The following is a 24,560-nucleotide window of genomic DNA, read 5'->3' on the forward strand; positions in this document are numbered from 1 at the left end:
ACTCGCGCACGACAGCGGCGCCGCTCTTGACGATCTCTGCGCGGCCAGCCTGACGCTAGAGACGGGTGGTGGGGGTTGGTGAAGGGGCACAAAACGTCACTGCTTTGGGCCATCCACATTAAGCTGGAGGTTGGAACTGCCATCGAAGCCCAGGAAGCATCCAGGGCGGCTGAACAGCAGGAAATGATCGAAACGTTGGAAAGGCTGGGCGTTAAAGTCCCAAAAGATAGTAAGTAAGGCGGTGCGCGCCAGTATTGACTGGACTTCCCGCCTGACACGAGCGTCACTGTTCCCAAGCCCGGTCGGACCCCGGGCACATCTCGGTACCAGGGTCGGCATCCCGCCGACCCTAAAACCCGAGGAACAAAAATGTCCAAACCCAAATCGACACCCGAGCGTGAGACCAAAACCGCGATCCTGCGCAAGCTACTGAGCCGCAAGGCCGGCGCGGATCTCGCTGCCTTGCAATCCGCCACAGGCTGGCAGCCGCATTCGGTCCGAGCGGCTCTAAGCGGGCTCAGGAAGGCCGGGTATAGCATTGATCGGGTGCTGCCAGACTAATTCGAACCAGTCTCTACAAGGACAGTGACACTGTCCATTAACTCGCGCCAAGACCACGCCACTCAGCCAGAGCGGCGGTGCGATTGAGCTTGAAATTTGGTCTCGTTGAAAGGCTGCGTTCCTGATTAAAGTGATTGTAGACGGAAGCGTGGACGGAGGCGAATTTCTGCAAACTTCGCATACGCCTGAAACGCAACATCGCCCGCTCTCGTCGTCGGAACGGCAGATGCGAGTTCTCGGCCCTGTTGTTCAACCAGCGACCGGTTTCCTGTCTGTCTGCAGCGCCGATCTCCTTCAAAGCCGCGCCATACGATGCCAGCCCGTCCGTCACGATCATGTCGGGACTGCCGTGCTTACGCATTGCTTTCTTTAAGAATTTCAACACAGCCTTCTTATCACGTGCCTTTGTGACGAAGCTTTCCAGGATTTCGCCTTCATGATCGACGGCCCGCCAGAGATAGTGCTGCTCGCCGTTGATCTTCACGAACATCTCGTCCAGGTGCCACCGCCAGCGACTGGATTTCATACCTTCGATCCGGCGCTTACGGATCTCGGAAGCAAACATCGGCCCGAACCGATGCCACCAATATCTGACGGCTTCATGGCTGACATCGATGCCCCGTTCATGGAGCAAATCTTCAACATTGCGAAGGGACAGAGGAAACCGGACGTACAGCATCACCGCCAGGCGGATAATCTCACGACTTGTTTTGAAATAGCGAAATGGGTCAGATTTTGTCATCTTCAGACGCTACGAAACCGCCCTGCCCGGCTCAAGTCAGTTTCTTCTGACAGAGCCTCGACAGGCAGGCCGTCGCCTCGTCGCGATCCAGCTCTTGCCATACACCTACCAGCCAGGCGGACATCGGGTGCTGACGCAGGTTAGGGGCACGGAAATTAAGTGGGTGTGTCTTGCTCAGAAGCTGACAGAAACCGACCTCGGTGGTCCAGGTGTAATTGACGTGGTTCCGCCATGATCATGGCTGTCAGCCTTCGTTGGAGACTCCCTATGTCGGCTACATGAACCCGCCTCAGCATGCGCGGTTCAAAAAAGGCAAGTCCGGCAATCCTCGTGGGCGTCCCCGGAAACGGGACGGCCTGAACACTGTTCTGCACCGGGTGCTGGATCGCAAGGTCAGCATCAAGAACGAAGATCGCAAAATCCCGATCCGGGAAGCCTTGATCCGAAAGCTCCGCGAACTGGCTCTGCAGGGGGACAAGCAGGCGCTGGCCCTGCAACGACAGATCCTCACCGATGCCGGCTACGATGAGCCAACGGAAACGTCGCAGGACGAGAGGGATACTCGCCGTCCTCGTAATCGCGACGAGCTTGTTGACCGGTTGCGCGACGGCGGGTTTTGAACCTGGCGGCGTAGCAGCATGCGCTCCCATCCGTTCGTCGTCTTCACCTCGATCAGACGCGGGCGTCCGTCCAGCGCGAAGCTGGCGATATCGTAGCCGGCACCATCGCCATCCTCTTCCGACACCCACCGGACATTGCGGTAAAAACAAGTGACGTCCGCTTTCAAGAAGAGCCGACGGTACTGTTTGACTGTATTACGATGCCGGTTCAATTCGCCTGGCGGCCCGTGATAGGTATTCTTTATGGTCAGCGAAACATCACCCGGATCGACACATATCGCGCAGCAGCGATTCAAACTGCGTGCTTGGATCTCATCGAGACTTTGGGCGCAGGTGATGGCTGGGATGGTTCTCGGGTTTGGGCTGGGCCTTTTTCTCAACCATTCCTCTGGCTTAGTATCACAGGAGACCGCGGAAATCATTGGCGTCTGGCTGGCTTTACCTGGAAATATCTTTCTCTCACTGATTGCGATTGTTCTGATACCGCTGGTCTTTTCCTCGATTGTCGGCGGCTTGTCCGGAGCAAGATCGGGCGATGAATTGAAATCGGTAGGCGTCAGACTGGGGGCGTTCATCCTGGTGACAACAAGCATCGCTGCAGCCATTGGCGTTGCGCTTGCGCAATGGTTGCAGCCGGGGTTGGCTCTCTCCGGTTTGGCCTTAACGCAAAGTAACGACCTGCCCGAACCGGTTGTAGTGCCCGAGATTGCTCAGAACACAGACAGCACTTCGACCCTGCCCGATCTGATCGTCAACATCCTACCAACCAATCCGACGGCCTCAATCGCGCAGGGCGACATGCTGGCGGTTGTCGTCCTCGCTCTGCTCGTCGGGGTGTCAGTGACGCAGGTTCAGGACAGAAGGGCCGAACCGTTCCTATTGCTGATGGAAGCCTTGTTGTCCATTTCGATGAATATAGTGAAATGGGCGATGTTTCTGGCACCACTGGCGGTCTTCGGTCTGATGGCGCAGCTTGTGATGCGCGTAGGTGTTGACACGCTGCTCGGGGTAGCGGGCTATGTCGGGACGGTTCTACTAGGTTTGGCTGGATTGCTAATTTTCTACATGATCGTTGCGGGTGTCTTCGGGCAAGTTGGCCCACTACGTTTCCTGAAAACTGCAGGCAGTAATCTGTTGCTGGCCTTTTCGACCTCGAGTTCGAGTGCCGTTATGCCGATCACGATCCAGACGGCTCGTGAATTTGGCGTTCCGCCAAATATCGCAAATCTCGTGGTGCCCCTTGGCGCGACAATGAACATGGCCGGGACTGCACTCTATCAGGCAGTCGCCATTCTGTTCCTTGCGCAATTGTCCGGCGTAGAATTAACGGGTGGTAAGATTGCGGTCGTGGTCGGAACCCTTGTCTTTTCGAGCATTGGTGCGCCGGGCACGCCCGGAGTCAGCATCGCGATCCTGATCAACGTGGCAACAAGTATGGGAATTCCAGTCGAAGGCATGGTCATTATCTTCGGCGTTGACCGATTGCTCGACATGTGCAGGACCGTGGTGAACGTAACAGGTGATCTGGTCGCCTCTATGCTGCTGCGCAATACCGCGCAGGATGAGGCTGTATGATATGCGTGGGAACAGCGTACTATTTAAGCAGTTATCACGTTGATCTGGATCATCTATTTAAATAGTGGCGCAATAAACGGGCGCGGGCGACTATTTAAATGGTGGTCTCCGCACCCAAATCTACGGCAGCTTTGTCCGGAGGGTGTTTGAAAACTCGAAATTCGCGCCCTTTTGGTGCCGTTCGTTTTCCCGAAGCGAGGTGTTTGTGGCTCAGCTCAACGAGAGAGGCTGCAAATCTGGCTATTTTTGTCGTTTTGCCGCCGCGCAAATAGTTTTCACACAGCCTCTCCGCTCAAGAGACCTTGGTGCAGCGCGCAGCGGATGGCCGGAACGAGCCCAGATTGTCAAATGCTGCGCGATGGGCGAATGGCGGCAATTCCCTTCGGTTTCAACGGGTCGGCGCAACTCTTTAGTCTTTTAGCAAAAATCGATTGGGCACCATGCCTTATCGCGATGAAGCGATTATTCTCGATTCCAGTTCGACCCGCGCTTCGGCAAGAGCCTGGCGTTTTTCTGCCGCACGTTCTGCATTCCGGTTTTCCAGTGCGCCAGTCAGCTCCATTTCCAGTTCCATGCATTTCAGCCGCAAATAATAATCAAGACCTTCCTTCAGATGCGCCAGGACGATACGACCTGTTAAAACGGGATGATTGTTACTGACATTTGCGTCAGAGAACATGGTCCCATGTTCCAGCTCCACCTCGAGACCCAGTCTGAAATCAGACAGAGAGATTTCAAGTGCCTCACCGCCAACTATCTTGCGAATGATTTCCGCCTCGTTGCCTTCAACGGTTGCATCGGTCCGGTTTGACCAATCGCTGATGCCAATATCGGCGCATACCCGCGTTACTTCTTCGGAGGTGATATAGGTGTATTCTGGCATGGTCTCTCCTTATGTTGTGGACACGTCTGATGGCACTCCCTGCCAGCTAGGACGTGGAGTGAACTGTCGTAACAGCCGCTGGTTTTTTCATCTCATCCTTCTTGTGGCCCTCCCTAGATGCGCGGAGTTGTGACGCACCCATCTACTCACTCGGGCGCCGGCTGGCGAATGCCCCATTATGTCATGTTTCGTTCGTCGGTGCTTCGCAAAGGCACAACTTCGTGGAATTTGCCGCTTGCGGTAAATTCGGGAAGTCCTTCAGCTGCTCGCACTGTGACATCATCCAGGCCGTTGTTGCGAAATACTTTCTTCAACGACCCGATGACGTCCTCGAAAACAAGCCCCGCCTCCGCACCCTCTGCCAGTTGCACGCGCAGTTCAAATTCTAATTCGCCGGTCTGGACCAGTTGGATACGCTTGGCTTGGTCGTGCTCAAGATCGAAAACCAGTGGCGACAGTGTCACCTTGCCTACGCGAACAAGCGTCGCTTGGCGTCCCTCGACCTGAAAACTGCGAAACGGAGATCCGCAGAGGCAAGCATCCTGGTCAAATCGAATACAGTCACCCAAGTCATAGCGGATGAAGGGCTGAACCTCGTTTGCGAGTACGGTCAGAAGAACAGTCGCTGACAACGTGCCGTCGGGGACGGGCTGCAGCGCCTCGTCGACCGCTTCCAGGACGACCCAGTCTTCGTTCACGTGTTTCCGGCCATGGCTGCACTCGAACGAAAGTGCCAGACACTCGGTGCACCCATAGGGATCAGCAATGGCGTATTTCAGCGAAGGGAAGGCGCGCCCGACCCGTTCGCGCAGATCGTCCGTGAGTGTCTCGCCTCCCGTAGTAATGAACGCCGGTTCGATCTGCAGCCGCCCGGCCTCCTTTTCCTTGACCAGGATGGCCAGCATGCTGGGGTACGTCACGATCCAAGCGATTTTCCCAATCGCATTCAGCCTTTTGACAAGCTGACCAATCGGCTGCTCGGCCTCCACGAAGGTGACACCAAAGCCCTTGGCGAGCCGCGGATTCAACCGTTGCACCAGTTTGTTGAATCCGTTTCCAGCAAAATGGCCGTTCCCGCCTGTTATCGTCACTCTGTCGCCAAGCTTTCGGACGTCTCGCACAAGCTTTCGATGATATCGCTCGAAGCGTGCCAGCATGATGCCATAGGTATATTCTACGAACGATTCAGACATAACGATAACGGCAGGCTCACCCGATGTCCCAGATGTCTGAAAGACTGCGACATCGTCGATCGGCACACCAACCTTGCGCAGGTCCCGCAGATGTTCTTGGGCCTTGTCGAGTGGAAGGGACCGGATTGTCAGCCAGTCGTCGAACTCAGCCATGAGCTCGGGTTTACGGGTCACCGGTAAGTCGTGCAGTTCGATCTCGGCTGTTGATGGCAGCTCTGCGTAAAGTCGGCAAAAGAGCGGTGAGTCATGGCGCGCTTTGTCCACGAGCCGCCTCAGGTTGCGGAGTTGCCTCGCTTCTATTCGCCTGCGTCCACCCCAACCCGTCCAGAGCCCGCCTGCCAAATATCCCAGTGCTCTAGGAAGGCTGAAATGCATCTTCTTTGCCAATTTCCATTCTTAGCGTCACGTTTCAAAGAGTTCGTTTAAGCGCGTGTTCCAAAGCCTCGCTGAAGGCATGCAGCCGTTTGTGAAAATGATGCTTTCTCTGGACATGCCGACACATGAGCCCGGCGGTGAACGCACCGATGAATCCATTACCTTCTGCCAGTTCGACGAGACCGTAGCACAGCAGCACCGCCCCGAGGGCCAGAACGCCGGGACCGCCGTTCTCGATTGTGGTACTACCCCAGCCGGAAAACAGGCGCTGGCCAAGACCTGCCCGTCTTAAGTCGGTTTCTTCTGAAAACGCCATTTAATGCCCCGATGACGCGGCCACTCGCTGCGGCCTACCACCGCCAAAAGCGGGCTTGGGATCAGATTTGGTGAACGTAGCTGCCAGGCGCCGGTACGATCGGCACGAAGCCCTTGTCTGGCGCACCTATGGAGGGCGCCTGCACGTCACCGCTGCTATTTTCTTTGAGCCAGGTCGTCCATGCGGGCCACCAGGAGCCCGGTTGGGGCATATTTTGCGCAACCCAAGCTTCAGGACCCACATAAAGCGCCCCAGCTGAGCGATGCGAGATCCGATAGTGACCGCGCGCCAACTTTGGCTCATTGATAATGCCGCTGTTGTGGCCGCCGCTTGTGAGGACAAATACCATATCGTTGTCGGTAAAAAGTTGGGTTTTGTAGACGGATTTCCACGGCGCGATGTGATCGGTTTCAGTGCCCACCGCGAATATCGGGGCCGAGATGTCCTTGAGCGCGATGACCCGTCCCTTTACGGCAAATCGACCTGCGGTAATACGGTTTTCAAGAAACAGGCCGCGCAGATACTCTGAATGCATTCTGGCAGGCATCCGCGTCGTGTCGGAAACCCAGACACCCATATCGGTTGGCAGCTCCTCTTTCCCAAGGTAATAACGCCGCACTGCACGGGAATAGATAAGGTCTTCCGACCTGATGGCCGAAAAGGCGCGCGCCATTTGTGGACGATCAAGACAGCCCTTCTCCCACATCATGTCTTCAAGGAATGCGATCTGGCTTTCATCCAGAAACAACAGCAATTCGCCCGCCTCGGCAAAGTCGACCTGTGCCGCCATGAGCGAGATCGACGCCAACCGTTCGTCATCTTCACGCGCCATCGTAGCCGCCGCGATCGCGAGGATTGTGCCACCCAAGCAATAGCCGACCGCATGAACCTTGCGCTCCGGCACAATGGCATTCACCGCATCGAGAGCCGCGATGACGCCGCGTTCGCGGTAGTCCTCCAGCGACAGGTCAGCTTGATCAGCGGTCGGGTTGCACCACGAAATCATGAAGACGGTAAATCCCTGATCCACAAGGTGTTTGACCATTGAATTATGCGGCGAGAGATCAAGTATATAATACTTCATGATCCAGGCCGGAACGATCAGGATCGGCTCGGACTGCACCTTATCGGTCTGAGGCGCATACTGGATCAACTCGAAAAGATCATTGCTGAACACCACCTCGCCGGGTGTACAGGCCAGATCCTTGCCGATCTGAAAGCCCTCTGGTGCGGGTTCATGGACCTGAGCAACGGTGTTTACAAAATCATGCATGAAGTTGCACGCACCCTCCACCAAATTCTTGCCGCTGCTCTTGCGCGTTTCCTCGATGATCTCGGGATTAAGGGCGGGGAAATTGGACGGCGACAACAGGTCCAGCATCTGACGCGCCATGAAACGGGTCCTGTCTGCGTCCTCGGGGCGCAATCCGCGCAGATGGTCGGTTGCATAATCCCACCAATCCTGCACCGCGAGAAACCCCTGCTGCATGTTTTTGAACGGTGGCTTTTCCCATCCGGGATGCCGGAAACGATGATCGTAGGCCTTTGGCACAAAGGCCGGTTCCGCGTCGATGTTTGGCAAAAGCGACTGCCCCAACAGCCTTGTCATGTTTTCCTGCGCGCGCTCGGCCAATTCAAGTTGGCGACCCGGAGCCTGGGCCAGATGCTGTGCCCAATCGCTCCAGGCTTCGATGAACGCATGGGGCGACACGCCTGCCGACATATACGCGACCGCCGCACGGGACGCGCGATCCAGGTTTTCGTGCGGATGCGCCGCGCTCGGCCCGGCATTGGGCTGCGACGCGGGGACGATCTTGGCGGGAAGCTGGACCTGCTGCGCGTCTTTTGCAGGTGTCTTGGGCTGCGCCGTGCGCTTGGTCATCTGAACCTATCCTATGCCGATGTGCCTTTTTGCTGAATGCCGGTCTCGGGGTCGCTGTGATCGCGCTAGCACAAGCCGCATCAGGGCATGTGCCCTGTGTGGCAGAAACCTGTGGCGATCGCATTGATCCAGATCAGCGTCCAGCTTTGCTAAGCTTTCTATGCTTCTTCCAAGTCTTCCCCGCAGGCAGTGCTTTCTGACTGGCTGCCGCCGCCATACGAACAATGAGGCCCCGTTTGACATCCACACGCGTAGATCAACCATGGAGCAACGGCTCTATCCGTGCCGGGACGGGCGCGGATGTGGGTGACCCTGATCTGCCCGGTAGGATGCGGACTCATATCCCGAACGACCCTGGCGCCCCGCTTGGTGGCGTCGTACATGCCGTCCGGGGGGCGGTGGTGGATGTCGTCTTTGCCGGATCCGACCTGCCGCCGATCAATTCTGCGCTGTTGGTGAAATGGGACCGCCCGACCGTCCTCACTCTCGAAGTCCACAGCCACCTCGATCAGAAAACCGTCCGTGCGGTGGCGTTCCAATCTACCGCGGGGCTTGCCCGAGGCGTGCCGGTGCAGGCCAGCGGCGCGCCGGTGACCGTGCCTGTGGGCGAAGCCGTTCTCGGCAGGCTTCTGGATGTGGTGGGCAGTCCGCAGGACGACGGGCCTGCCTTGCCTGAGGATACACCACGTCGCTCGATCCATGCCCTGCCGCCGCTTCTGAAATCCCAGACTGGCGCCACCGACGTATTTGAGACGGGGATCAAGGTGATCGACCTGCTGACGCCGATGGCTCAGGGCGGCAAGGCCGCGATGTTCGGCGGCGCCGGCGTGGGCAAGACCGTTCTGGTGATGGAATTGATCCGCGCCATGGTCGAGAAATATGAAGGTATCTCCGTCTTCGCGGGCGTCGGTGAGAGATCACGCGAGGGGCATGAGCTGCTGACTGAAATGCAGGTCTCGGGCGTTCTGGAGCGCACCGTGCTGGTCTACGGTCAGATGAACGAGCCGCCCGGCGCGCGCTGGCGGGCTCCGCTCACAGCCTTGACGATTTCGGAATTTTTCCGCGACCAGAAGCACAAGAATGTCCTTCTTCTGATGGATAACGTGTTCCGCTTTGTTCAGGCCGGGGCCGAGGTATCCAGCTTGCTGGGCCGCCTTCCCTCGCGCGTGGGCTACCAGCCGACGCTCGCGACCGAAGTGGCGGGCCTGCAGGAGCGTATTGCCTCTGTGGCAGGCTCTGCCGTGACCGCCATTCAGGCGGTCTATGTGCCAGCCGACGATTTTACCGACCCCGCGGTGACCACGATTTCCGGGCACATGGATTGCGTCATCATGTTGTCCCGCGCCCAGGCCTCCGAGGGGTTTTATCCGGCGATTGACCCGCTGGGCTCGTCATCGATGCTGCTCGATCCGCTGGTTGTCGGTGACGGGCATTACCAGACCGCCGAGGCGGTCCGGCAGGCGCTGGCAAGGTTCCGCGAGTTAACTGACATCATTTCGCTGCTGGGAGTCGAGGAACTGGGCACCGCCGACCGCTTGATCGTCAAACGCGCACGCCGGTTGCAACGGTTCCTGACCCAGCCCTTCATGGTGACCGAGGCCTTTACCGGCACACCGGGCGCCAGCGTGCCCCTCACCGAGACCCTCTCTGGGTGCCGCGCCATTCTGGACGGCGAAGCCGACGCGTGGTCCGAAAGCTCGCTCTACATGATTGGAACGCTGGAGGACGCAAGACAGAAAGAGGCCGCCGCAAATGCCTCGGACACCACCAACGCCGAGGCCGCTGCATGAGATTGCGGATCGTGACTCCCCTGTCCGTCGTTGTGGACGAGGATGCTGAAAGCTTGCGGGCTCAGGACGCCAGCGGCAGCTTCGGCATTCGCCCCGGCCACGCCCCATTCCTGACCGCGCTCTCGGTTTCCATCCTCAGTTGGAAGACCACCGGGCTTGAGCGGTTCTGCGCATTGCGCGGCGGGGTGCTGACCGTGACCGGCGGTAACAGTGTCGCAATCGCCACCCGCGAGGCCGTGGCGGGCGACGATCTGGCCACGCTGGACGCGGAGGTTCTGACCCGGTTTCAGTCGGACGCTGACGAAGAACGGGTTGAACATGTCGAGACGATGCGCCTGCAGATGGACGCCGTCCGCCAGATGATCAGCAGGTTGCGGCAGGGCGCAGACAAGGGACAGTTCCGGTGACCGAAAACCAATCTGAGCCCTCAGAGACCGATCCTCTGGTCGAGGAAATCCGCAAGCATCGCAGCCGTCACGAGAAGTGGCTGCGCGAAGGCGACATGTCCGTCGGTCGACGTTTGGCGCAGATCGGCGTGCTGGGCTGGATCTTCGTGGTGCCGACTCTGGCGGGCCTGTTATTCGGACGCTGGCTCGATACGCTATTTGAGACGGGCATCTTCTGGAGCGCCCCGATGATGCTGCTCGGGCTTTGCATAGGCGGTTGGACCGCTTGGAAATGGATGAACGCACGATGACAGATCCCTCCACTCTCCCGCTAATCGTCCTTCTTCCGATCTGCTTTCTGGGTGGGTTATTCATCGGATGGGGCTATTTCCGCGCGCTTCGCGAGACTGCCAACCTGATCGTGGGTGGGGGCAAACCGCTCAGGGCGATCGTCCTGACCCTCGCGCGCATCTCGCTTCTGGCTACCGGGTTCTTCATCGCCGTTCTGGCAGGCGGCCTTGCCCTGTTGGCGGCCCTTGCGGGAGTCCTCTGCGCCAAGTGGATCATGCTCCGCAGGATGCAGGAGATCCAAACATGAACTCTCCGCTCGACTCCACCGTTCTGTTCCAGATTGGACCGGTTCCGATCACGCAAGCCATCGTCACGACATGGGCGATCATGGCGATACTGGTGATCGGGGCTTTTGCCCTGACCCGCCGCTCAGACCTCAGACCAACCCGGCGGCAGGCCGCGCTGGAACTGATGGTCGCCACGGTCGACACCCAGATTACCGAGACAACGGGCGCGGCGCCCGCACCCTATCGAGGGTTCATCGGCACGCTCTTTCTGTTCATCCTCGTGGCGAATTGGTCCTCGCTTGTCCCGGGGGTCGACCCTCCGACCGCACAGCTTGAAACCGACGCCGCCCTCGCCGTTTTGGTGTTCCTGTCCGTGATCTGGTTCGGCATACGCGCGGGCGGCGTTGGCGGCTGGCTGAAAACTTTCGCCGCGCCCAATCCGGTGATGATCCCGCTGAACATCCTGCAAAGCCTGACGCGGGTCTTTTCCATGTTCGTCCGACTGTTCGGCAATGTGATGAGCGGCGTATTCGTCATTGGCATCGTCGCCTCGCTGGCGGGCCTGCTGGTACCGATCCCATTGATGGCGCTCGATCTGCTGACCGGGCTGGTGCAGGCCTACATCTTTGCGGTGCTGGCGATGGTGTTCATCACCTCCGCAGTCGAGGCCGGCGCACCCAGCCCTCCGAACAGCGACACGGCCCCTACCCCAACGAAAAAGGATAAATGATGGACTATGCTCCGCTTGCCAGTATCTTCTGCGCCGCCTTCGCGGTGGCCTTTGGCGCTATCGGCCCTGCCCTTGCCGAGGGGCGCGCCGTTGCCGCGGCGATGGATGCCATCGCGCGTCAGCCCGATGCGGCAAACACGATTTCGCGCACGCTGTTCGTCGGGCTCGCGATGATCGAGACGACGGCAATCTATTGTCTGGTTATTGCGCTCCTGCTGCTCTTCGCCAACCCGCTACTGGCATGAGCGCATGACCCTCGATTGGTGGGGACTGGGTCTTCAGGCCATCAACGTCCTGATCCTCGTCTGGCTGCTCAGCCGCGTGTTCTGGCGGCCGATAGCCGGGGCCATCACCCGGCGACAGGACGCGGCGCAGGCCATGCTGGAGGAAGGCAAGACAGCACAAGCGAAGGCCGATGCTGCGCTTGCAGAGGTCGCTGAGACTCGCGCAGGCATCGCGGCCGAACGCGAGGCCATACTTGCTGAGGCCAAAGCGACAGCAGACACAGTAGCGAAAGCCGCGCTGAAGGATGCTCAAACCAAGGCAGACTCCCTGATCGCTGCCGCGCGCACCGCCATTGACCGCGACAGAAACACAGCGCGGAAAGAGAACGCAACGAGGGCCGCCGAATTGTCGGTCGAGATTGCAGCCCGGCTTCTGGGCCGGTTCAACACGCCTGCGGTTCAGGCGACGTTCCTTGCGCAACTTGTCGAGGCGATCGCGGGCATGTCCGCCTCCGACCGAACGGCGCTGATAGCCTCGGCAGACGACATCGAGATCATCACCGCGACAAACCCGGAGGACGCGGAAAGGGCCAAGATCGAACAAGCGGTAAAGGATGCGTTGGACGGCACGCCCAGCGTTCGTCTTGTCACCGATCCCGACCTGATCGCCGGACTGGAACTCCGCAGCGGGCATTTCGTGCTTCACAACAGCTGGCGGGCCGATCTGGAGAATATCCTGAAGGAGGTCGAGAATAATGCCGCCTGACGCGCCAGACTGGTTCGCCTCGGCGCAAGGCGCAGTGCGTCGCGCGGCACTGGGTCCGCGACCCGAACACAGGGGCCGTGTCGAGGAGATCGGGGACGGTGTGGCGATGATCTCGGGCTTGCGCGACGTGCGGTTGGACGAGGTTCTGCGGTTCGAGGGCGGCCAGTTCGGGTTCGCCCGGGTTCTGGACCCCGATCTGATTGGCTGCGTGTTCGTTGACGCCGCGACCAAGGTCGAGGCGGGCGATGCCGTTTTCGGCACCGGCGAAGTGGTAAGCGTGCCTGTCGGAGAGGCGCTGCTCGGGCGCATCGTCGACCCGCTCGGCCGCCCGCTGGACGGAAAGGGGGCAATTGAGGCCGAAGAGCGGTGGCCGATCGAGCGCCCGGCGCCGTCGATCATCGAACGAGATCTCGTGACCCAGCCGGTGCAAACCGGGATACTCGTGATGGACACACTGTTCGCGCTTGGCCGGGGCCAGCGCGAGTTGATCGTCGGCGACCATTCCACCGGAAAGACGACACTGGCCACCGACACGATGATCGCGCAGCGCGACAGCGACATGATCTGCGTCTATGTCGCGGTGGGGCAAAAGACATCCAGCGTACGCCGCGCCATCGACGCGCTGCAGGCGCATGGGAATTTCGCGCGCTGCATCGTGATTGTCGCGGGCTCCGCCTCGGCGCCGGGGCTGCAATGGATAGCACCCTATGCGGGCGTCACGATGGCGGAATATTTCCGCGAAAAGGGCGGTCACGCCCTCGTTGTGATCGACGATCTGTCCAAACACGCCGCCACCCACCGAGAGATTGCCCTTCTGACCCGGCAATCTCCGGGGCGCGAGGCCTATCCGGGGGATGTTTTCTACATCCATGCCCGCTTATTGGAACGGGCTGCTAAGCTGTCCAAGGCGCGTGGCGGGGGGTCTTTGACGGCTCTGCCGATTGCAGAAACTGATGCCGGGAACCTGTCGGCCTATATCCCGACCAACCTGATCTCGATCACCGACGGGCAGATCGTGCTGGATTCGAGCCTGTTTCATCAGGGGCAGAAACCTGCGGTGGATGTGGGGCTGAGCGTCAGCCGTGTCGGCGGCAAGACCCAGGCGCCCGTGCTGCGCAAGGCGGCCGGCACGCTGCGGCTCGACTATGCGCAGTTTCTGGAGCTCGAGGTCTTCACCCGGTTCGGAGGCATGCCCGAAGGTCGGGTCCGCGACCAACTCAAACGTGGGGAGCGGATCAGGGCGATACTGCGCCAACCGCAGAATGCACCGCTTCGCCTGGCCGATGAGGTGGCGCTCCTGCTCGCTGTGCAGTCGGGACTGCTTGACCCCCTGTCACTCGATTCTGTTGCCACCTTTCGGGACAAACTACCGGAAAATCTTGATCAGGACGCCGGCGATGCCCTGCGTGCCATTTCCGAGACCGGGGAGCTGCATGACACGGCACGGACCGCCCTGATGGCCGCGATGACCCACCTTGCGACGCAGCTTGGCGATAGAGAGCCAGCGACATGACCGAACGATTGGCCGATGTCAGCGCGCGGATCGACGGCATTCGCCAGTTGGGGGCCGTGGTAAACGCGATGAAGGGCATCGCCGCCGCGCGCGCCAGCACCGCCCGCGCCGAGATTAAAGCCGTCGACAGCTATGCCGCGACGATTGCCGCCGCCATATCAGATGCACTTGGCCCCGCGAGTCCCGTATCATCGGTCAAGACCTCCGGAGGTCAAGCCGATGGCATCACCGGTCTTTTAGTGTTCTGCGCAGAACAGGGTTTTGCCGGTGCCTTCAGCGAACGCATTCTGGACAGCATCCAAGACGACCTGTCGGCCACCAGCCTGTTTCTGATCGGCACCCGTGGTCAGTCGATCGCAGCGGCGAGTGGCCTCCATCCGGTCTGGTCCGCGCCAATGTCCTCGCACACGCCCGGCATCCCGAAACTGGCCGATCAGATTACCAAGGCGATCTACCGCGCCCTGGGCGAGGGTAGCTTCGAAAGTATGGATATGATCCATGCCGGATGGGCGTCCGGGCAACCTCAAGTCGTTCGGCAGGGTTTGCTGCCGATCAATCTGTCGGCCCTGCCGCCGCCCGGGGCGACACGTCCACTTACCCAGCTACCTACCGACGCCCTGATCAATAGTCTCAGCGGAGACTATCTCCATGCCCTGGTGTGCAAGGCGGCGCTTCATGCCTTTGCCGCAGAGAACGAGGCAAGAATGGAGGCCATGTCCGCCGCGGGCAGCCAGATCACGCGCGAGCTGGGCGAATTCGAGGCGACTCTGCGTCAGGTACGACAGGAAGCGATCACAGCCGAAATCATCGAACTGGGGACCGGCACGGCGTCCGCGCGCGACGCAAGGTGAGCGCTACGGGGCTACGCCAACCAAACATCCAGAAAGAGCATCGGTGGTGTCAGACGGATTCGAACCAGTCTCAGTTTGCCGCTGATAGCGTGAACCTATGCGGAACAAAGTTGACGCCACTCGGCGAGAGCGGCGGTGCGGTTCTGGCATGCCCCATCTGAATTGGTCCACCGTTATGTTCAGGAAACGGAGGACAGAGAATGGCAAACAAACGGCACAAGCCCGAGGAAATAGTTCAGAAGTTGAGACAGGTTGATGTACTTGTCGGCCAGGGGATGCAGCGGGCGGATGCGATCCGCGAGGTTCGCATTACCGAGCAGACCTATTACCGCTGGCGTAAGCAGTATGGTGGTATGGGAACGGACCAACTGAAGGAACTCAAACGGCTTCAGAAGGAGAATGAACGGCTGCGAAAGGCGGTGTCGGATCTGACGTTGGACAAGCTTATTTTGAAGGAAGCCGCCCGGGGAAACTTCTGAGCCCCGCCCGACGGCGCGCCTGCATTGATCTGATCCGAAGTCAGGTGAAGGTATCGGAACGCCGGGTCTGCCGGGCACTGGGGCAACACCGATCAACGCAAAGGTACTGTACCGTTGGATGTGCAACAATGGGCTGCCCGCGCCAACGCCATGGCCCGCAGCAAACCGAGTAAGTACTAAACGCCAGGGCAACCCCACCCCACTAATGGCTTCAGGTTGCATGGGAATTCTTGACGGACGGAGATGGGTAGTGCGTTTACGCGCCTTCGGCGAATGCGCGGTTTAAGCCGCGCACTCGCAAGGCCTCACCCGTGATGGTGCTCGCAGGTAACCATCGGGTTGAATGGCATCAAATCGCCAGTGGGGTTGTCGCGAAACAGCCATACGTGCTGGTCGAAATGCGGCATAAACCCATGCGCTTCGTCGCCGGGTGTGTTGGGATCGTCGCTCATGTGGTCCCATTCGCGGTTATTCAGCACCGGTGGGCCATCGTGACCGTCGGCCAACCATGCGGCCTTAAAGACCAGGTTCTCAACGCCAACCAATTCAAGCGACCCATCAGCCTGCGGCTCATAGAGCAGGATCGCTGGCGCCATGAAGTCCGTATGGGTGCTTGCCCCGTCGACTCTGTCGCCCGGAGGCGCGAGCTTTAAGAGATCAGACCGAAGGTAGTGAATGCCCATCCCGCCCCATTCCGCAGGCAAGCCTTCCGCTGCTGCATCAACGCAATGACCCGAAGGATCAGGAATGAATCCCTCGGAGAGCGCGACTTCAACGTTTTTGTATTTCTCGGTGGCTGTTCGCATCGCGTCGAGGTCGTAATCGTCGGCGACAACGGGCCCTGCAAGCGCTGATGCAACAGCCACCAAAATGGCGCCATTAACAAGTTTCACTGCATTTTCTCCCCTATTTGAAAGATCTTTCCAGGACCATTCTGATCTTCAGTTTACCATATTTCATCGAATGCGATGGGTAACATTTATGGGGTGCGGAACTGCACCGGAACGATCCGGTTTTCCGAGCTCAGTGCCCCAGGGCAACCCAGAGCACGTAGACCGCCATGAAGATCACCGCGAAGGACCCGAATGTGTAAAGTGTAGCGCGGATCTCGTGGCTTTGTTGGGTGATGTAGGCCAGCGTATGCAGCAGCCGGGCGCCGACGAAGCCGTACATCAGCACGCCCGCCAGCAGGGTCGAGGGCCCAGCGATCACGAAGAGCAGGCCCACGGCGAGGAACGCCGGGATGTTCTCCAAATCGTTGCGGTGGATGCGGCGCGACCGGTCGACGTAGTCGTTGATCTCAAGTTGCGACGGGTTCGGATTGCGGTTGATGAGTCCGGGGCGCAGGTCCTCGGCCGACGCCCACCCTGACCCGACTTTCAGCATCCGGTAGACTGTCACCCATCCCTGGCCCATCACCTTCAGTACCATCAGGGCTGCGGCGATCATGTAGATGACAAAGACGGGGTTCTGCATGTTGAGTGTGGACATCGCTGTGTCTCCTTGCCGACGGTTGTCCGTAATTCATGAAACGGTGTATTTCACGAAATTAGGAATACCGCGATAGAAGAAAGCTTGTCAAGCTTCGTGAAATATCGTGTATCATCAAATCATGGCCAGGAAGTACCAACAGACAAAACGCGCCGCAGCGCAGGAGGAGACCCGGCAGCGGATCGTCGAGGCGGCGATCAAGCTGCACCAGACGAGGGGTCCCGCCGCCACCTCGATGCGCGACGTGGCGCAGGAGGCGGGCGTCGGCACGGTCACTGTCTACCGCCACTTCGCCGATGACATGGAACTCCTCGGCGCCTGCAGCGGCACCTACTTCGAACGCCATCCCCTTCCCGATCTTGAGGAATGGGCGACAGTGGAAGGCAGCGAAGAACGCTTCCGCCACGGGCTTGCCGCGGCATACGCCTTCCACCGCGAGACTGAGCCGATGATCTCCTCGGTGATCGACGACCTGCGCGACAGTCCGATCATGGCGCCTTATGACGCCTACTGGCAGGCCGCGGGGGAAATCCTTCTCGCCGCCTTCCCCGAGCCGGAGCGGCAGGACCCGTTTCTGAAGGCCACGATCGCCCTAGCGCTGAACTTCGAGACCTGGCGCCTGCTGGCATTACACCAAGCGCTGTCGGACAAGCAGGTCATCAATCTCATGACGCGGCTTCTGCGCAACTGCGGGTGACACCCCACAATCTGTCATGGGCTAAGGTAGCCCGCAATCTCCGTGCCGATCCCCGACGCGCCGCCGGTGACAAATACCGTTTGACCGGCAAGGCTTGGATAGTTTGCGAATTTAGCAGGCATGTGACGTCGTCCCGATGTATATGGTTTAACAGCTATGGCGCGTCTGAGCCTTCTGTCGGTATCGACAGGCTTGGTGCCGGGTCAACACCTAAGGGAGATGAGAATGAAAGAAACGATTGGTTTTATCGGCCTGGGCTATATGGGGCACGGGATGGCCAAGAACATCCTAGCCAAAGGTTATGGTCTGACAGTGCTCGGGCATCGAAACCGCGGACCAGTCGAAGATCTGGTGTCGCGCGGGGCAAGCGAGGCCGTAACCGAAAAAGAGCTTGCCGAGGCGTCCGACATTGTCTTTTTGTGCCTTCCCGGTTCACCTCAGGTGGAGGCGGTTGTCGATAAGCTGACCGCCGGGCTGTCGACTGGCGCGATCATCGTGGATTGCTCTACCTCCGATCCGGTATCGACGGCACAAATCTCTCAATCCTTGCTGGATCGCGGCATATATCTTGTGGACGCACCCTTGGGCGGCACGCCCGTTCAGGCCGAGGAAGGCACATTGTCCGCCATGGTCGGAGCAGAGGATACTGCCTATGAACGGGTGAAGCCGGTGATTGAGACCTGGGCAAGTTCGGCTGTGCATATCGGCAAACCGGGTGATGGGCATCGTATGAAACTGCTGAACAACTTCCTGTCACTCGGGTACGCCGCACTTTATTCCGAGGCACTGGCACTTGGGCGTAAGGTCGGAATTTCGGTGGAAACTTTCGACAGTGTGATCCGCGGCAGTCGCATGGATTGCGGTTTCTACCAAACCTTCATGGGGTATGCGCTGGAGGGCAATCGCGAAGCCCACAAGTTCACCCTGACCAACGCCCTGAAAGACCTGACTTATCTGGAGAGCATGGCAGATGCGGCGGGGATCGCAAATCCGACCGGCAATGCGGCAAAAAACAGTTTCGCCATGGCACTTGCCGCCGGCGGGGACGGCCCCGAGGATTATGTCCCGCATCTCGCCGATTTTGTCGCCCGGCGAAACGGTAATTGATGCAGGCCCTATTTCTCTGATCGCTTTAATCTTTTGAGATCGGCTAAGCTCTCTACTTCCCGCAGTTGCACCGTTAAAGATTCGACGCTGCTGCAGGCGGCAGCTTCGTCCATGCAGCGGCCTCACCAAAGGAGCCACCCAAACCCGCATTTGCAAATGCCAGAATGATTACCGGATTGCAGAAAGCTCGACCGTCCAACTTTTCCCGATTAGTAAAGCGTCGACCCGGCAAGCCGCACCGATCACATCTGAGCATAGGTCTGCCACGGTGCGAATGGCTTTGTCACGTTAACTCAGTTGAACCAACATAGCGGACGCTACCCCAGATCAAGCAGCCACAATTTCGAACCATTCAGCGAATGACCTGGCGCGAGTTTGATGGAGAGCTTGGCGAGAAATCAGATGACGTTGCACATTGAAATGGTTGTAGATGGCATCGTGGACGGACAGAAAACGTTGCATCGATCCGGGCGACTTGAACCGGCCCATACGGCGTTCTCGTCGGCGCGTCGGTTGATGTGAAACCTCTGCCCGATTGTTCAATCGACCACCCGTGACATGAAGGTGTTCCAGGCCAAGCTCTCGAAGCGCTGCGGAATATGACCCCAGCTTGTCGGTGACAATCTCATCCGGAATGTAACCCTGCTTTTTCAGGAGTTTCCGCATAAGTTTAAGGGCTGCACGTTTGTTTCGGCGAGATTGGGCCAGGACTTCAAGAACCTCGCCCTCATCGTCAACCGCTCGCCACAGATATGTCCGCTTGCCACCAATTCGGACAAAAACCTCATCAAGATGCCAGGTTCCCGAAGGTTGAACTCTGCGGGTTCTGACGTTGGCGGCGATTGCCGGACCGAACTTCAAGATCCAGCGGCGGATCGTTTCATAGCTGACATCGATCCCGCGTTCGGACAGCATTTCCTCGACGTCGCGAAAGCTCAGCGGAAAGCGAAAGTAGAGCCAGACGGCTCGTTGGATTATCGATGGCGGAAATCGGTAGCGTGCGTAGGAAATCTTTCTCATTCAACAACAAATACCGGCCGTCAGGCCGATCGTCGAATTAATGTGACAATGCCCATCCACATTATGCTGGAGGTTGGAACTGCCGTCGAAGCTGAGGAAGCGTCAAAAGCAGCCGAAAAACAGGAAATGATCGAAACGTTGGAAAGGCTGGGCGTTAAAGTCCCAAAAGATAGTAAGTAAGGCGGTGCGCGCCAGTATTGACTGGACTTCCCGCCTGACACGAGCGTCACTGTTCCCAAGCCCGGTCGGACCCCGGGCGCATCTCGGTACCAGGGTCGGCATCCCGCCGACCCTAAAACCCGAGGAACAAAAATGTCCAAACCCAAATCGACACCCGAGCGTGAGACCAAAACCGCGATCCTGCGCAAGCTGCTGAGCCGCAAGGCCGGCGCGGATCTCGCTGCCTTGCAATCCGCCACAGGCTGGCAGCCGCATTCGGTCCGAGCGGCTCTGAGCGGGCTCAGGAAGGCCGGGTATAGTATTGATCGCGCTAATCCCGCCAAACTAGCCAACGGGCCAATCTACCGCATCACCGGCACCCCGGAGGGCGCCCGGTGAGCCTCTCCGTGGCTGTGATCGAAACCATGGACCGGGCGGCACTGATCGCCGCCTGGAACGCGGTCTTCGGCACGCCCGTTCCAAAACGCCTGAGCAGCCCATTTCTGCGCCGGTATCTGGCCTTCGAAATACAGGCAAAAGAATGCGGCGGATTGCCCAAGGGGTTTGTCAGCAAACTACAAAAGGCGGCAAGTATAGACCAAGGAACGAGCAACCCTGCCCTGAAGCCCGGCGGCCGCCTGATCCGGGAATGGAATGGCGTGACCCATGTGGTCGATGTCGTCGAGGGCGGGTTCCTCTGGAATGGTCAGCAACATACGTCGCTTTCGCCAATCGCCCGCGCCATTACCGGGGCCCGGTGGTCTGGACCGCGGTTCTTTGGGATAAAACGGTCGGCCTGACAATGAACAAATCCCGGATCCGCTGCGCCATTTACACCCGCAAATCCTCTGACGAGGGTCTCGACCAGGACTTCAACTCGCTCGACGCCCAGCACGAGGCATGTGCCGCCTATATCGCCAGCCAACGGCACGAGGGCTGGGTCGCGGGAAAAAAGCGATACGATGATGGTGGCATCTCCGGTGGCACACTCGACCGGCCCGCTCTGCAACGCCTCCTTACGGACATTGACGCAGGTCTCGTCCAGATGGTGGTGGTCTACAAGATCGACCGTCTGACCAGATCCCTTGCCGACTTTGCCAAGATGGTCGAGCGCTTCGATGCCGCCGGCTGTTCCTTCGTCTCGGTCACCCAGGCCTTCAACACCGCGTCGTCCATGGGGCGGCTGACGCTCAACGTACTTTTGTCCTTTGCCCAATTCGAGCGGGAAGTCACAGCCGAACGGATCCGGGACAAGATTGCAGCCTCAAAAAAGAAGGGCCTCTGGATGGGCGGGGTATCACCGCTCGGATACGATCCGCATCCTGATCCCAAAACCCGAAGCCTTGTTGTCAATGCAAATGAGGCAGAAACCGTTCGAGCGATCTTCGCGCTCTACGATGACATCGGCTGCCTGAACCCCGTCATGCGCCGTGCCAATGAGATGGGCCTGCGCTCCAAGCTGCACCACTTCAGGTCCGGGCGGGTTCAGGGCGGCAATGCGTTCTCCCGTGGCCAGATTTATACACTGCTGCGCAACCCGATCTATCTCGGCAAGATCCGCCATAAGACCCGGGTTTGGGACGGGCAGCATGAGCCCATCATAGACAAGTTGATCTGGGAACGGGTCCAGTCAAAGCTACAGGCTGCCAGTGCACGACCAAGGGGCCGGAAGGCAGCATCCCCGCAGTTTGGTGCAACGCCCGTCGCACCGCTCACCGGAAAACTGCGCGACGAGACCGGAGATCGGCTGACCCCGACACACACCCGGCGTCATGGACGGCAGATCCGCTACTACGTCTCGAACCGGTTGATCTCGGGCGGGACGGATCCGCGTGGATGGCGATTGCCCGCGCCCGCGCTGGAGCTAGAGGTTGCGAATGCCATCACGCGGCACATCGAGAAGCATGCCCGCGACCATCAGATCTGCGCAGAACCAGATCTGAGGCGCAACGATGATATCCAATTAACAGCGCGACGCCTTGTCCGTCGGCTGTCACTAGGCGCGCCGGATCTTCTGAGGAAAATCCTGGATGAAGGGCAAATTAAGAAGCGGAGCATTGCCTTGAAGCTGAAAGCGGATGCTCTGGCCGAGTCTTTGGAAATGCAGAGCGACGAGATCGACCGCTCGGTGCTGACGATCGAAGCTCCCTTCGAACTGCGCCGGCGCGGTGTCGAAGGAAAGATTGTCATCGGCGACCGTAAGCCCCAACCAGATCGTACGCTGCTTCGCGCTCTTTGCCTTGCGCATATCTGGGTCGCTGAGTTGAGAGGCGGCAGGCCCCTCAGTGAGATCGCCGCTGCGACAGGGCATGCAGAATCCTACATTCGCACCCGATCACAGCTGGCGTTCTTGTCGCCCGCGATCCAAAGCGCGATCCTTGATGGGCGTCAGCCGACGCACCTCACCCTCGAACGGATCATCCGAAAACCAATGCCGCTCGGCTGGGACGCCCAGGCCATGTTTTACAGCCTCGAGGCCGGTTAACGGCATCCCTGATCTGAGCACAGCGTTCCCTGTTCCTACGAAAAAGTTCCCTGATAATCGCGAAAATGTTCCCTGTTATTTTGCGTAGGGAATTCTTGCGCAACGCACTGATTACACAAGTGAAATTAGTGCGAAAAATCGCCCAAAAGGCCGAAATTTGAAGAATTACCCTGTTAATTCCCTGTTAGCAGGGAAATTTGGCGCAAACCGAAGCGCGTGATGGTGCCTCCGGAGACAGTACGCAGAAGTCGCGCTAGCTCAGGAGATCACGCTCGTCTCTGTGGCAGATGGCGTAGCCCAAGCGCCCGGAAAAACGGCAGAAAACAGGAAAAGAAGGACTGTGCTGACAGAGATTGGGGTGGGTGGCGGTGCTGTCAGACGGATTCGAACCAGTCTCAATTTGCCGCCAAGGGCTTGAACTTATCCGGAACAAAGTTGCCGCCACTCGATGAGAGCGGCGCTTCGGTTCAGCTTGAAGTTTTGTCGTGAGTAGAGGTGGCGTTCCTGATTGAAATGGTTGTGCACTGAGAGATGAACGGAGGCGAATTTCTGCAAACTTCGCATGCGCCGAAAGCGAAGCATCGCTCGCTCTCTTCGTCGGAACGGCAGGTGAGAATTTTCCGCTCGGTTGTTCACCCAGCGTCCCGTTTCCTGCCTTCGCGCGTTGCCAATATCTTTCAAAGCGGCGCCATAAGAGCGAAGTTTGTCCGTCACGATCACTTCCGGCCGGCCATACCTCTTCATTGATTTTCTAAGGAATTTCAACGCAGCTTTGCGGTCCCGGCGCTTAGTAACATAGCTTTCCAGCACTTCGCCTTCGTGGTCCACAGCACGCCACAGGTAATGCGTCTCGCCGTTGATCTTCACAAAAACCTCGTCGAGGTGCCACCGCCAGTTCGAATAGGATTGCATCCGACTGATCCTGTTTCTGCGGATCTCAGCCGCGAACATCGGGCCAAATCTATTCCACCAGAACCGAACCGTCTCATGGCTGACTTCGATGCCGCGCTCATGCAGAAGATCTTCCACGTTCCGCAACGATAGCGGGAACCGGACATACAGCATCACCGCCAGGCGGATGATCTCAGGGCTGGTTTTGAAGTAGCGAAATGGGTTGGTTTTGTCATCCGACAAGGCTACAAACCCGCCCTGCCCGCCTCAACCGAAATCTTTCTGACAAAACCTCTCGGTTTGATTTCGCCTTGTTGGGACTTAGTCTTTCAACTTAATATATGTGTTCGCTCAGGTCAGACGAAAGAATCGAATGGATACTGTCGCACCAAAACATGAGCATTTTAGTCGCGCTCAAGATTCAGAGCCGGGGTCGCGCGTTCTTGTGGGTTTTCTCTCCGTGGGAATCAACGCGCTGACGTTGGCGCTTCCTCTGGCTCTCCTTCAAGTCTACGACCGGATTTTGCCGAACCAGTCGACCGGGTCGGCCATCGTCATATTCTCGGCGGTTGTCGTCGCGTTGGTGTTTTCAGGATTGCTCCGATACGTCAGGTCCGGCATCTTTGCGCGGTGGTCGGCACTGGAAGAGTATAGGCTTTGGTCTCGAACCGCCCGACAACTGCTTAAAGGTTATCACAGCCGCGAGGACGCACTTCTCCTCGCCGCCGCGCCCGCAAAGGCGCGGGATGTGAATGTCGGTCAAACGATGCTGGCCCGGTTCGATGCGCCTTTCTCAATCATCTTCCTTGCACTCATTGCGTATCTCGGCGGAATCGTTGTCGCCGCGCCCTTACTGGTCGCTGCCGTCTCAGTGATCGCATTCCTCGTGGTCGCGTCGCGGAATCGATCCGCCCTAGAGCAGGAACTGCTAGCGGGCGCGCGGTACGAGGCGGGTGTCACCGCGCTAGCGAACACATCCTCGAACACTACGACCCTGGCCAGTCTCGGCTCTGCATTTGCCCGTTTGACCCACACTCGCAGCGCTCAGTCAAAGGCAAACAGAACGACGCAGAACATCAGCAGCTTCCAGTTGGACCTTTTGCAGAGTGGCGCGCTGATCTCGACCGTCGGTGTTGTCTGGTTGGGCGCCGGAGAGGTGCTCGCAGGACAGATGACGACTGGCGGCCTTGCAGCCTGCACGTTGCTGGGCTCCCGGGCGGCATCCCAGCTTGTCGGCGTTGCGGCG

The 24,560-nt window shown here is 58.8% G+C and carries 29 protein-coding genes and 2 pseudogenes; 21 read left to right on the plus strand and 10 right to left on the minus strand.

Features of this window, described 5'->3' with window-relative positions:
- Positions 1–78 precede the first annotated feature (78 nt).
- Together AC2FNE_RS09675 and AC2FNE_RS09680 are read left to right on the plus strand one after the other, a co-directional pair.
- Positions 79–237 carry a hypothetical protein gene (locus tag AC2FNE_RS09675; protein ID WP_496805263.1) on the plus strand — a complete coding sequence of 53 codons (159 nt, stop codon included), beginning with the start codon at positions 79–81 and terminating at the stop codon, positions 235–237.
- A 132-nt stretch (positions 238–369) separates the two neighbouring features.
- Entirely contained in the window at positions 370–561 is a 192-nt protein-coding gene (locus AC2FNE_RS09680) for a DUF3489 domain-containing protein (RefSeq protein WP_496805264.1), read from the plus strand.
- A 37-nt stretch (positions 562–598) separates the two neighbouring features.
- Here AC2FNE_RS09680 and AC2FNE_RS09685 read toward each other — a convergent pair whose 3' ends face one another.
- Positions 599–1,303 (minus strand): IS6 family transposase, encoded by a 705-nt coding sequence (locus AC2FNE_RS09685; protein ID WP_496805265.1) that lies wholly within the window; start codon positions 1,301–1,303, stop codon positions 599–601.
- 278 nt (positions 1,304–1,581) lie between these two features.
- On the opposite strand from AC2FNE_RS09685, the gene AC2FNE_RS09690 reads away from it, so the two are divergent.
- Positions 1,582–1,923 carry a DUF5681 domain-containing protein gene (locus AC2FNE_RS09690; RefSeq protein ID WP_496805266.1) on the plus strand — a complete coding sequence of 114 codons (342 nt, stop codon included), beginning with the start codon at positions 1,582–1,584 and terminating at the stop codon, positions 1,921–1,923.
- A 20-nt stretch (positions 1,924–1,943) separates the two neighbouring features.
- On the opposite strand, the pseudogene AC2FNE_RS09695 reads toward AC2FNE_RS09690, so the two are convergent.
- Positions 1,944–2,063 (minus strand): annotated as a pseudogene (locus AC2FNE_RS09695) (protein NO VEIN domain-containing protein); the annotation flags it as partial.
- Positions 2,064–2,166: 103 nt separating this feature from the next.
- Between AC2FNE_RS09695 and AC2FNE_RS09700 the strand changes: the two are divergent.
- Positions 2,167–3,498: a dicarboxylate/amino acid:cation symporter gene (locus tag AC2FNE_RS09700; protein WP_496805267.1), complete on the plus strand. Its 1,332-nt coding sequence runs from the start codon at positions 2,167–2,169 to the stop codon at positions 3,496–3,498.
- Between the two features lie 445 nt (positions 3,499–3,943).
- Here AC2FNE_RS09700 and AC2FNE_RS09705 read toward each other — a convergent pair whose 3' ends face one another.
- The 4 genes from AC2FNE_RS09705 to AC2FNE_RS09720 form a co-directional block, all read right to left on the minus strand.
- Positions 3,944–4,381, minus strand: coding sequence for a DUF5661 family protein (locus tag AC2FNE_RS09705; RefSeq protein ID WP_496805268.1), 438 nt, complete (start codon positions 4,379–4,381; stop codon positions 3,944–3,946).
- Positions 4,382–4,557: 176 nt separating this feature from the next.
- On the minus strand, positions 4,558–5,961 hold the full coding sequence (locus AC2FNE_RS09710; RefSeq protein ID WP_496805269.1) for a phenylacetate--CoA ligase family protein: 1,404 nt from the start codon (positions 5,959–5,961) through the stop codon (positions 4,558–4,560).
- Positions 5,962–5,983: 22 nt separating this feature from the next.
- Positions 5,984–6,265: a cation:proton antiporter domain-containing protein gene (locus tag AC2FNE_RS09715; protein WP_496805270.1), complete on the minus strand. Its 282-nt coding sequence runs from the start codon at positions 6,263–6,265 to the stop codon at positions 5,984–5,986.
- Positions 6,266–6,326: 61 nt separating this feature from the next.
- The gene (locus tag AC2FNE_RS09720; RefSeq protein WP_496805271.1) at positions 6,327–8,147 is read right to left on the minus strand and encodes a PHA/PHB synthase family protein; all 1,821 of its coding nucleotides are present in this window, start codon (positions 8,145–8,147) and stop codon (positions 6,327–6,329) included.
- A gap of 329 nt (positions 8,148–8,476) precedes the next feature.
- On the opposite strand from AC2FNE_RS09720, the gene atpD reads away from it, so the two are divergent.
- The 10 genes and pseudogenes from atpD to AC2FNE_RS09770 form a co-directional block, all read left to right on the plus strand.
- On the plus strand, positions 8,477–9,937 hold the full coding sequence (gene atpD, locus AC2FNE_RS09725; RefSeq protein ID WP_496805291.1) for a F0F1 ATP synthase subunit beta: 1,461 nt from the start codon (positions 8,477–8,479) through the stop codon (positions 9,935–9,937).
- Entirely contained in the window at positions 9,934–10,344 is a 411-nt protein-coding gene (locus tag AC2FNE_RS09730) for a F0F1 ATP synthase subunit epsilon (protein ID WP_496805272.1), read from the plus strand. Before atpD ends, AC2FNE_RS09730 begins: the two co-directional genes overlap by 4 nt.
- Positions 10,341–10,634: an AtpZ/AtpI family protein gene (locus AC2FNE_RS09735; protein ID WP_496805273.1), complete on the plus strand. Its 294-nt coding sequence runs from the start codon at positions 10,341–10,343 to the stop codon at positions 10,632–10,634. Before AC2FNE_RS09730 ends, AC2FNE_RS09735 begins: the two co-directional genes overlap by 4 nt.
- Positions 10,631–10,921 (plus strand): N-ATPase subunit AtpR, encoded by a 291-nt coding sequence (locus AC2FNE_RS09740; RefSeq protein WP_496805274.1) that lies wholly within the window; start codon positions 10,631–10,633, stop codon positions 10,919–10,921. The genes AC2FNE_RS09735 and AC2FNE_RS09740 overlap by 4 nt, the downstream gene beginning before the upstream one ends.
- Positions 10,918–11,631, plus strand: a complete 714-nt coding sequence (locus tag AC2FNE_RS09745) for a F0F1 ATP synthase subunit A (protein ID WP_496805275.1) — start codon at positions 10,918–10,920, stop codon at positions 11,629–11,631. Before AC2FNE_RS09740 ends, AC2FNE_RS09745 begins: the two co-directional genes overlap by 4 nt.
- A complete protein-coding gene (locus AC2FNE_RS09750) occupies positions 11,631–11,876 on the plus strand; it encodes a F0F1 ATP synthase subunit C (RefSeq protein WP_213633090.1) in 246 nt (81 codons plus the stop codon). The genes AC2FNE_RS09745 and AC2FNE_RS09750 overlap by 1 nt, the downstream gene beginning before the upstream one ends.
- 4 nt (positions 11,877–11,880) lie before the next feature.
- Positions 11,881–12,621, plus strand: a complete 741-nt coding sequence (locus tag AC2FNE_RS09755) for a F0F1 ATP synthase subunit delta (protein WP_496805276.1) — start codon at positions 11,881–11,883, stop codon at positions 12,619–12,621.
- Positions 12,611–14,134 carry a F0F1 ATP synthase subunit alpha gene (locus tag AC2FNE_RS09760; RefSeq protein WP_496805277.1) on the plus strand — a complete coding sequence of 508 codons (1,524 nt, stop codon included), beginning with the start codon at positions 12,611–12,613 and terminating at the stop codon, positions 14,132–14,134. Before AC2FNE_RS09755 ends, AC2FNE_RS09760 begins: the two co-directional genes overlap by 11 nt.
- Positions 14,131–14,985: a F0F1 ATP synthase subunit gamma gene (locus tag AC2FNE_RS09765; RefSeq protein ID WP_496805278.1), complete on the plus strand. Its 855-nt coding sequence runs from the start codon at positions 14,131–14,133 to the stop codon at positions 14,983–14,985. The genes AC2FNE_RS09760 and AC2FNE_RS09765 overlap by 4 nt, the downstream gene beginning before the upstream one ends.
- Before the next feature lie 200 nt (positions 14,986–15,185).
- Positions 15,186–15,580 (plus strand): annotated as a pseudogene (locus AC2FNE_RS09770) (transposase); the annotation flags it as partial.
- A 189-nt stretch (positions 15,581–15,769) separates the two neighbouring features.
- Here AC2FNE_RS09770 and AC2FNE_RS09775 read toward each other — a convergent pair.
- Together AC2FNE_RS09775 and AC2FNE_RS09780 are read right to left on the minus strand one after the other, a co-directional pair.
- Entirely contained in the window at positions 15,770–16,357 is a 588-nt protein-coding gene (locus AC2FNE_RS09775; RefSeq protein WP_496805279.1) for a hypothetical protein, read from the minus strand.
- Positions 16,358–16,487: 130 nt separating this feature from the next.
- Positions 16,488–16,955 (minus strand): MAPEG family protein, encoded by a 468-nt coding sequence (locus tag AC2FNE_RS09780; RefSeq protein ID WP_496805280.1) that lies wholly within the window; start codon positions 16,953–16,955, stop codon positions 16,488–16,490.
- 106 nt (positions 16,956–17,061) lie between these two features.
- Between AC2FNE_RS09780 and AC2FNE_RS09785 the strand changes: the two genes are divergently transcribed.
- Positions 17,062–17,652: a TetR/AcrR family transcriptional regulator gene (locus AC2FNE_RS09785; RefSeq protein ID WP_496805281.1), complete on the plus strand. Its 591-nt coding sequence runs from the start codon at positions 17,062–17,064 to the stop codon at positions 17,650–17,652.
- A 225-nt stretch (positions 17,653–17,877) separates the two neighbouring features.
- Positions 17,878–18,759 carry an NAD(P)-dependent oxidoreductase gene (locus AC2FNE_RS09790; RefSeq protein WP_496805282.1) on the plus strand — a complete coding sequence of 294 codons (882 nt, stop codon included), beginning with the start codon at positions 17,878–17,880 and terminating at the stop codon, positions 18,757–18,759.
- 327 nt (positions 18,760–19,086) lie between these two features.
- On the opposite strand, the gene AC2FNE_RS09795 is transcribed toward AC2FNE_RS09790, so the two are convergent.
- Positions 19,087–19,779, minus strand: coding sequence for an IS6 family transposase (locus AC2FNE_RS09795; protein ID WP_496805283.1), 693 nt, complete (start codon positions 19,777–19,779; stop codon positions 19,087–19,089).
- A gap of 48 nt (positions 19,780–19,827) precedes the next feature.
- Here AC2FNE_RS09795 and AC2FNE_RS09800 point away from each other — a divergent pair, with 48 nt between their 5' ends.
- The 4 genes from AC2FNE_RS09800 to AC2FNE_RS09815 all read left to right on the plus strand — a co-directional run bounded on the left by AC2FNE_RS09800 (position 19,828) and on the right by AC2FNE_RS09815 (position 22,423).
- Entirely contained in the window at positions 19,828–19,959 is a 132-nt protein-coding gene (locus AC2FNE_RS09800) for a hypothetical protein (RefSeq protein ID WP_496805284.1), read from the plus strand.
- 132 nt (positions 19,960–20,091) lie between these two features.
- The gene (locus AC2FNE_RS09805) at positions 20,092–20,337 is read left to right on the plus strand and encodes a DUF3489 domain-containing protein (protein WP_496805285.1); all 246 of its coding nucleotides are present in this window, start codon (positions 20,092–20,094) and stop codon (positions 20,335–20,337) included.
- Positions 20,334–20,738 carry a DUF2924 domain-containing protein gene (locus AC2FNE_RS09810; RefSeq protein WP_496805286.1) on the plus strand — a complete coding sequence of 135 codons (405 nt, stop codon included), beginning with the start codon at positions 20,334–20,336 and terminating at the stop codon, positions 20,736–20,738. Before AC2FNE_RS09805 ends, AC2FNE_RS09810 begins: the two co-directional genes overlap by 4 nt.
- A gap of 2 nt (positions 20,739–20,740) precedes the next feature.
- Complete coding sequence (locus AC2FNE_RS09815) at positions 20,741–22,423, plus strand: recombinase family protein (protein WP_496805287.1); 1,683 nt, start codon at positions 20,741–20,743, stop codon at positions 22,421–22,423.
- 420 nt (positions 22,424–22,843) lie between these two features.
- Here AC2FNE_RS09815 and AC2FNE_RS09820 read toward each other — a convergent pair whose 3' ends face one another.
- Positions 22,844–23,488, minus strand: a complete 645-nt coding sequence (locus tag AC2FNE_RS09820) for an IS6 family transposase (protein WP_496805292.1) — start codon at positions 23,486–23,488, stop codon at positions 22,844–22,846.
- A gap of 199 nt (positions 23,489–23,687) precedes the next feature.
- Here AC2FNE_RS09820 and AC2FNE_RS09825 point away from each other — a divergent pair.
- A partial coding sequence (locus AC2FNE_RS09825; protein ID WP_496805288.1) for a 6TM ABC transporter family protein occupies positions 23,688–24,560 on the plus strand: 873 nt, incomplete at its 3' end.

The sequence above is a fragment of the Ruegeria sp. YKSD179 genome, assembly GCF_059612885.1.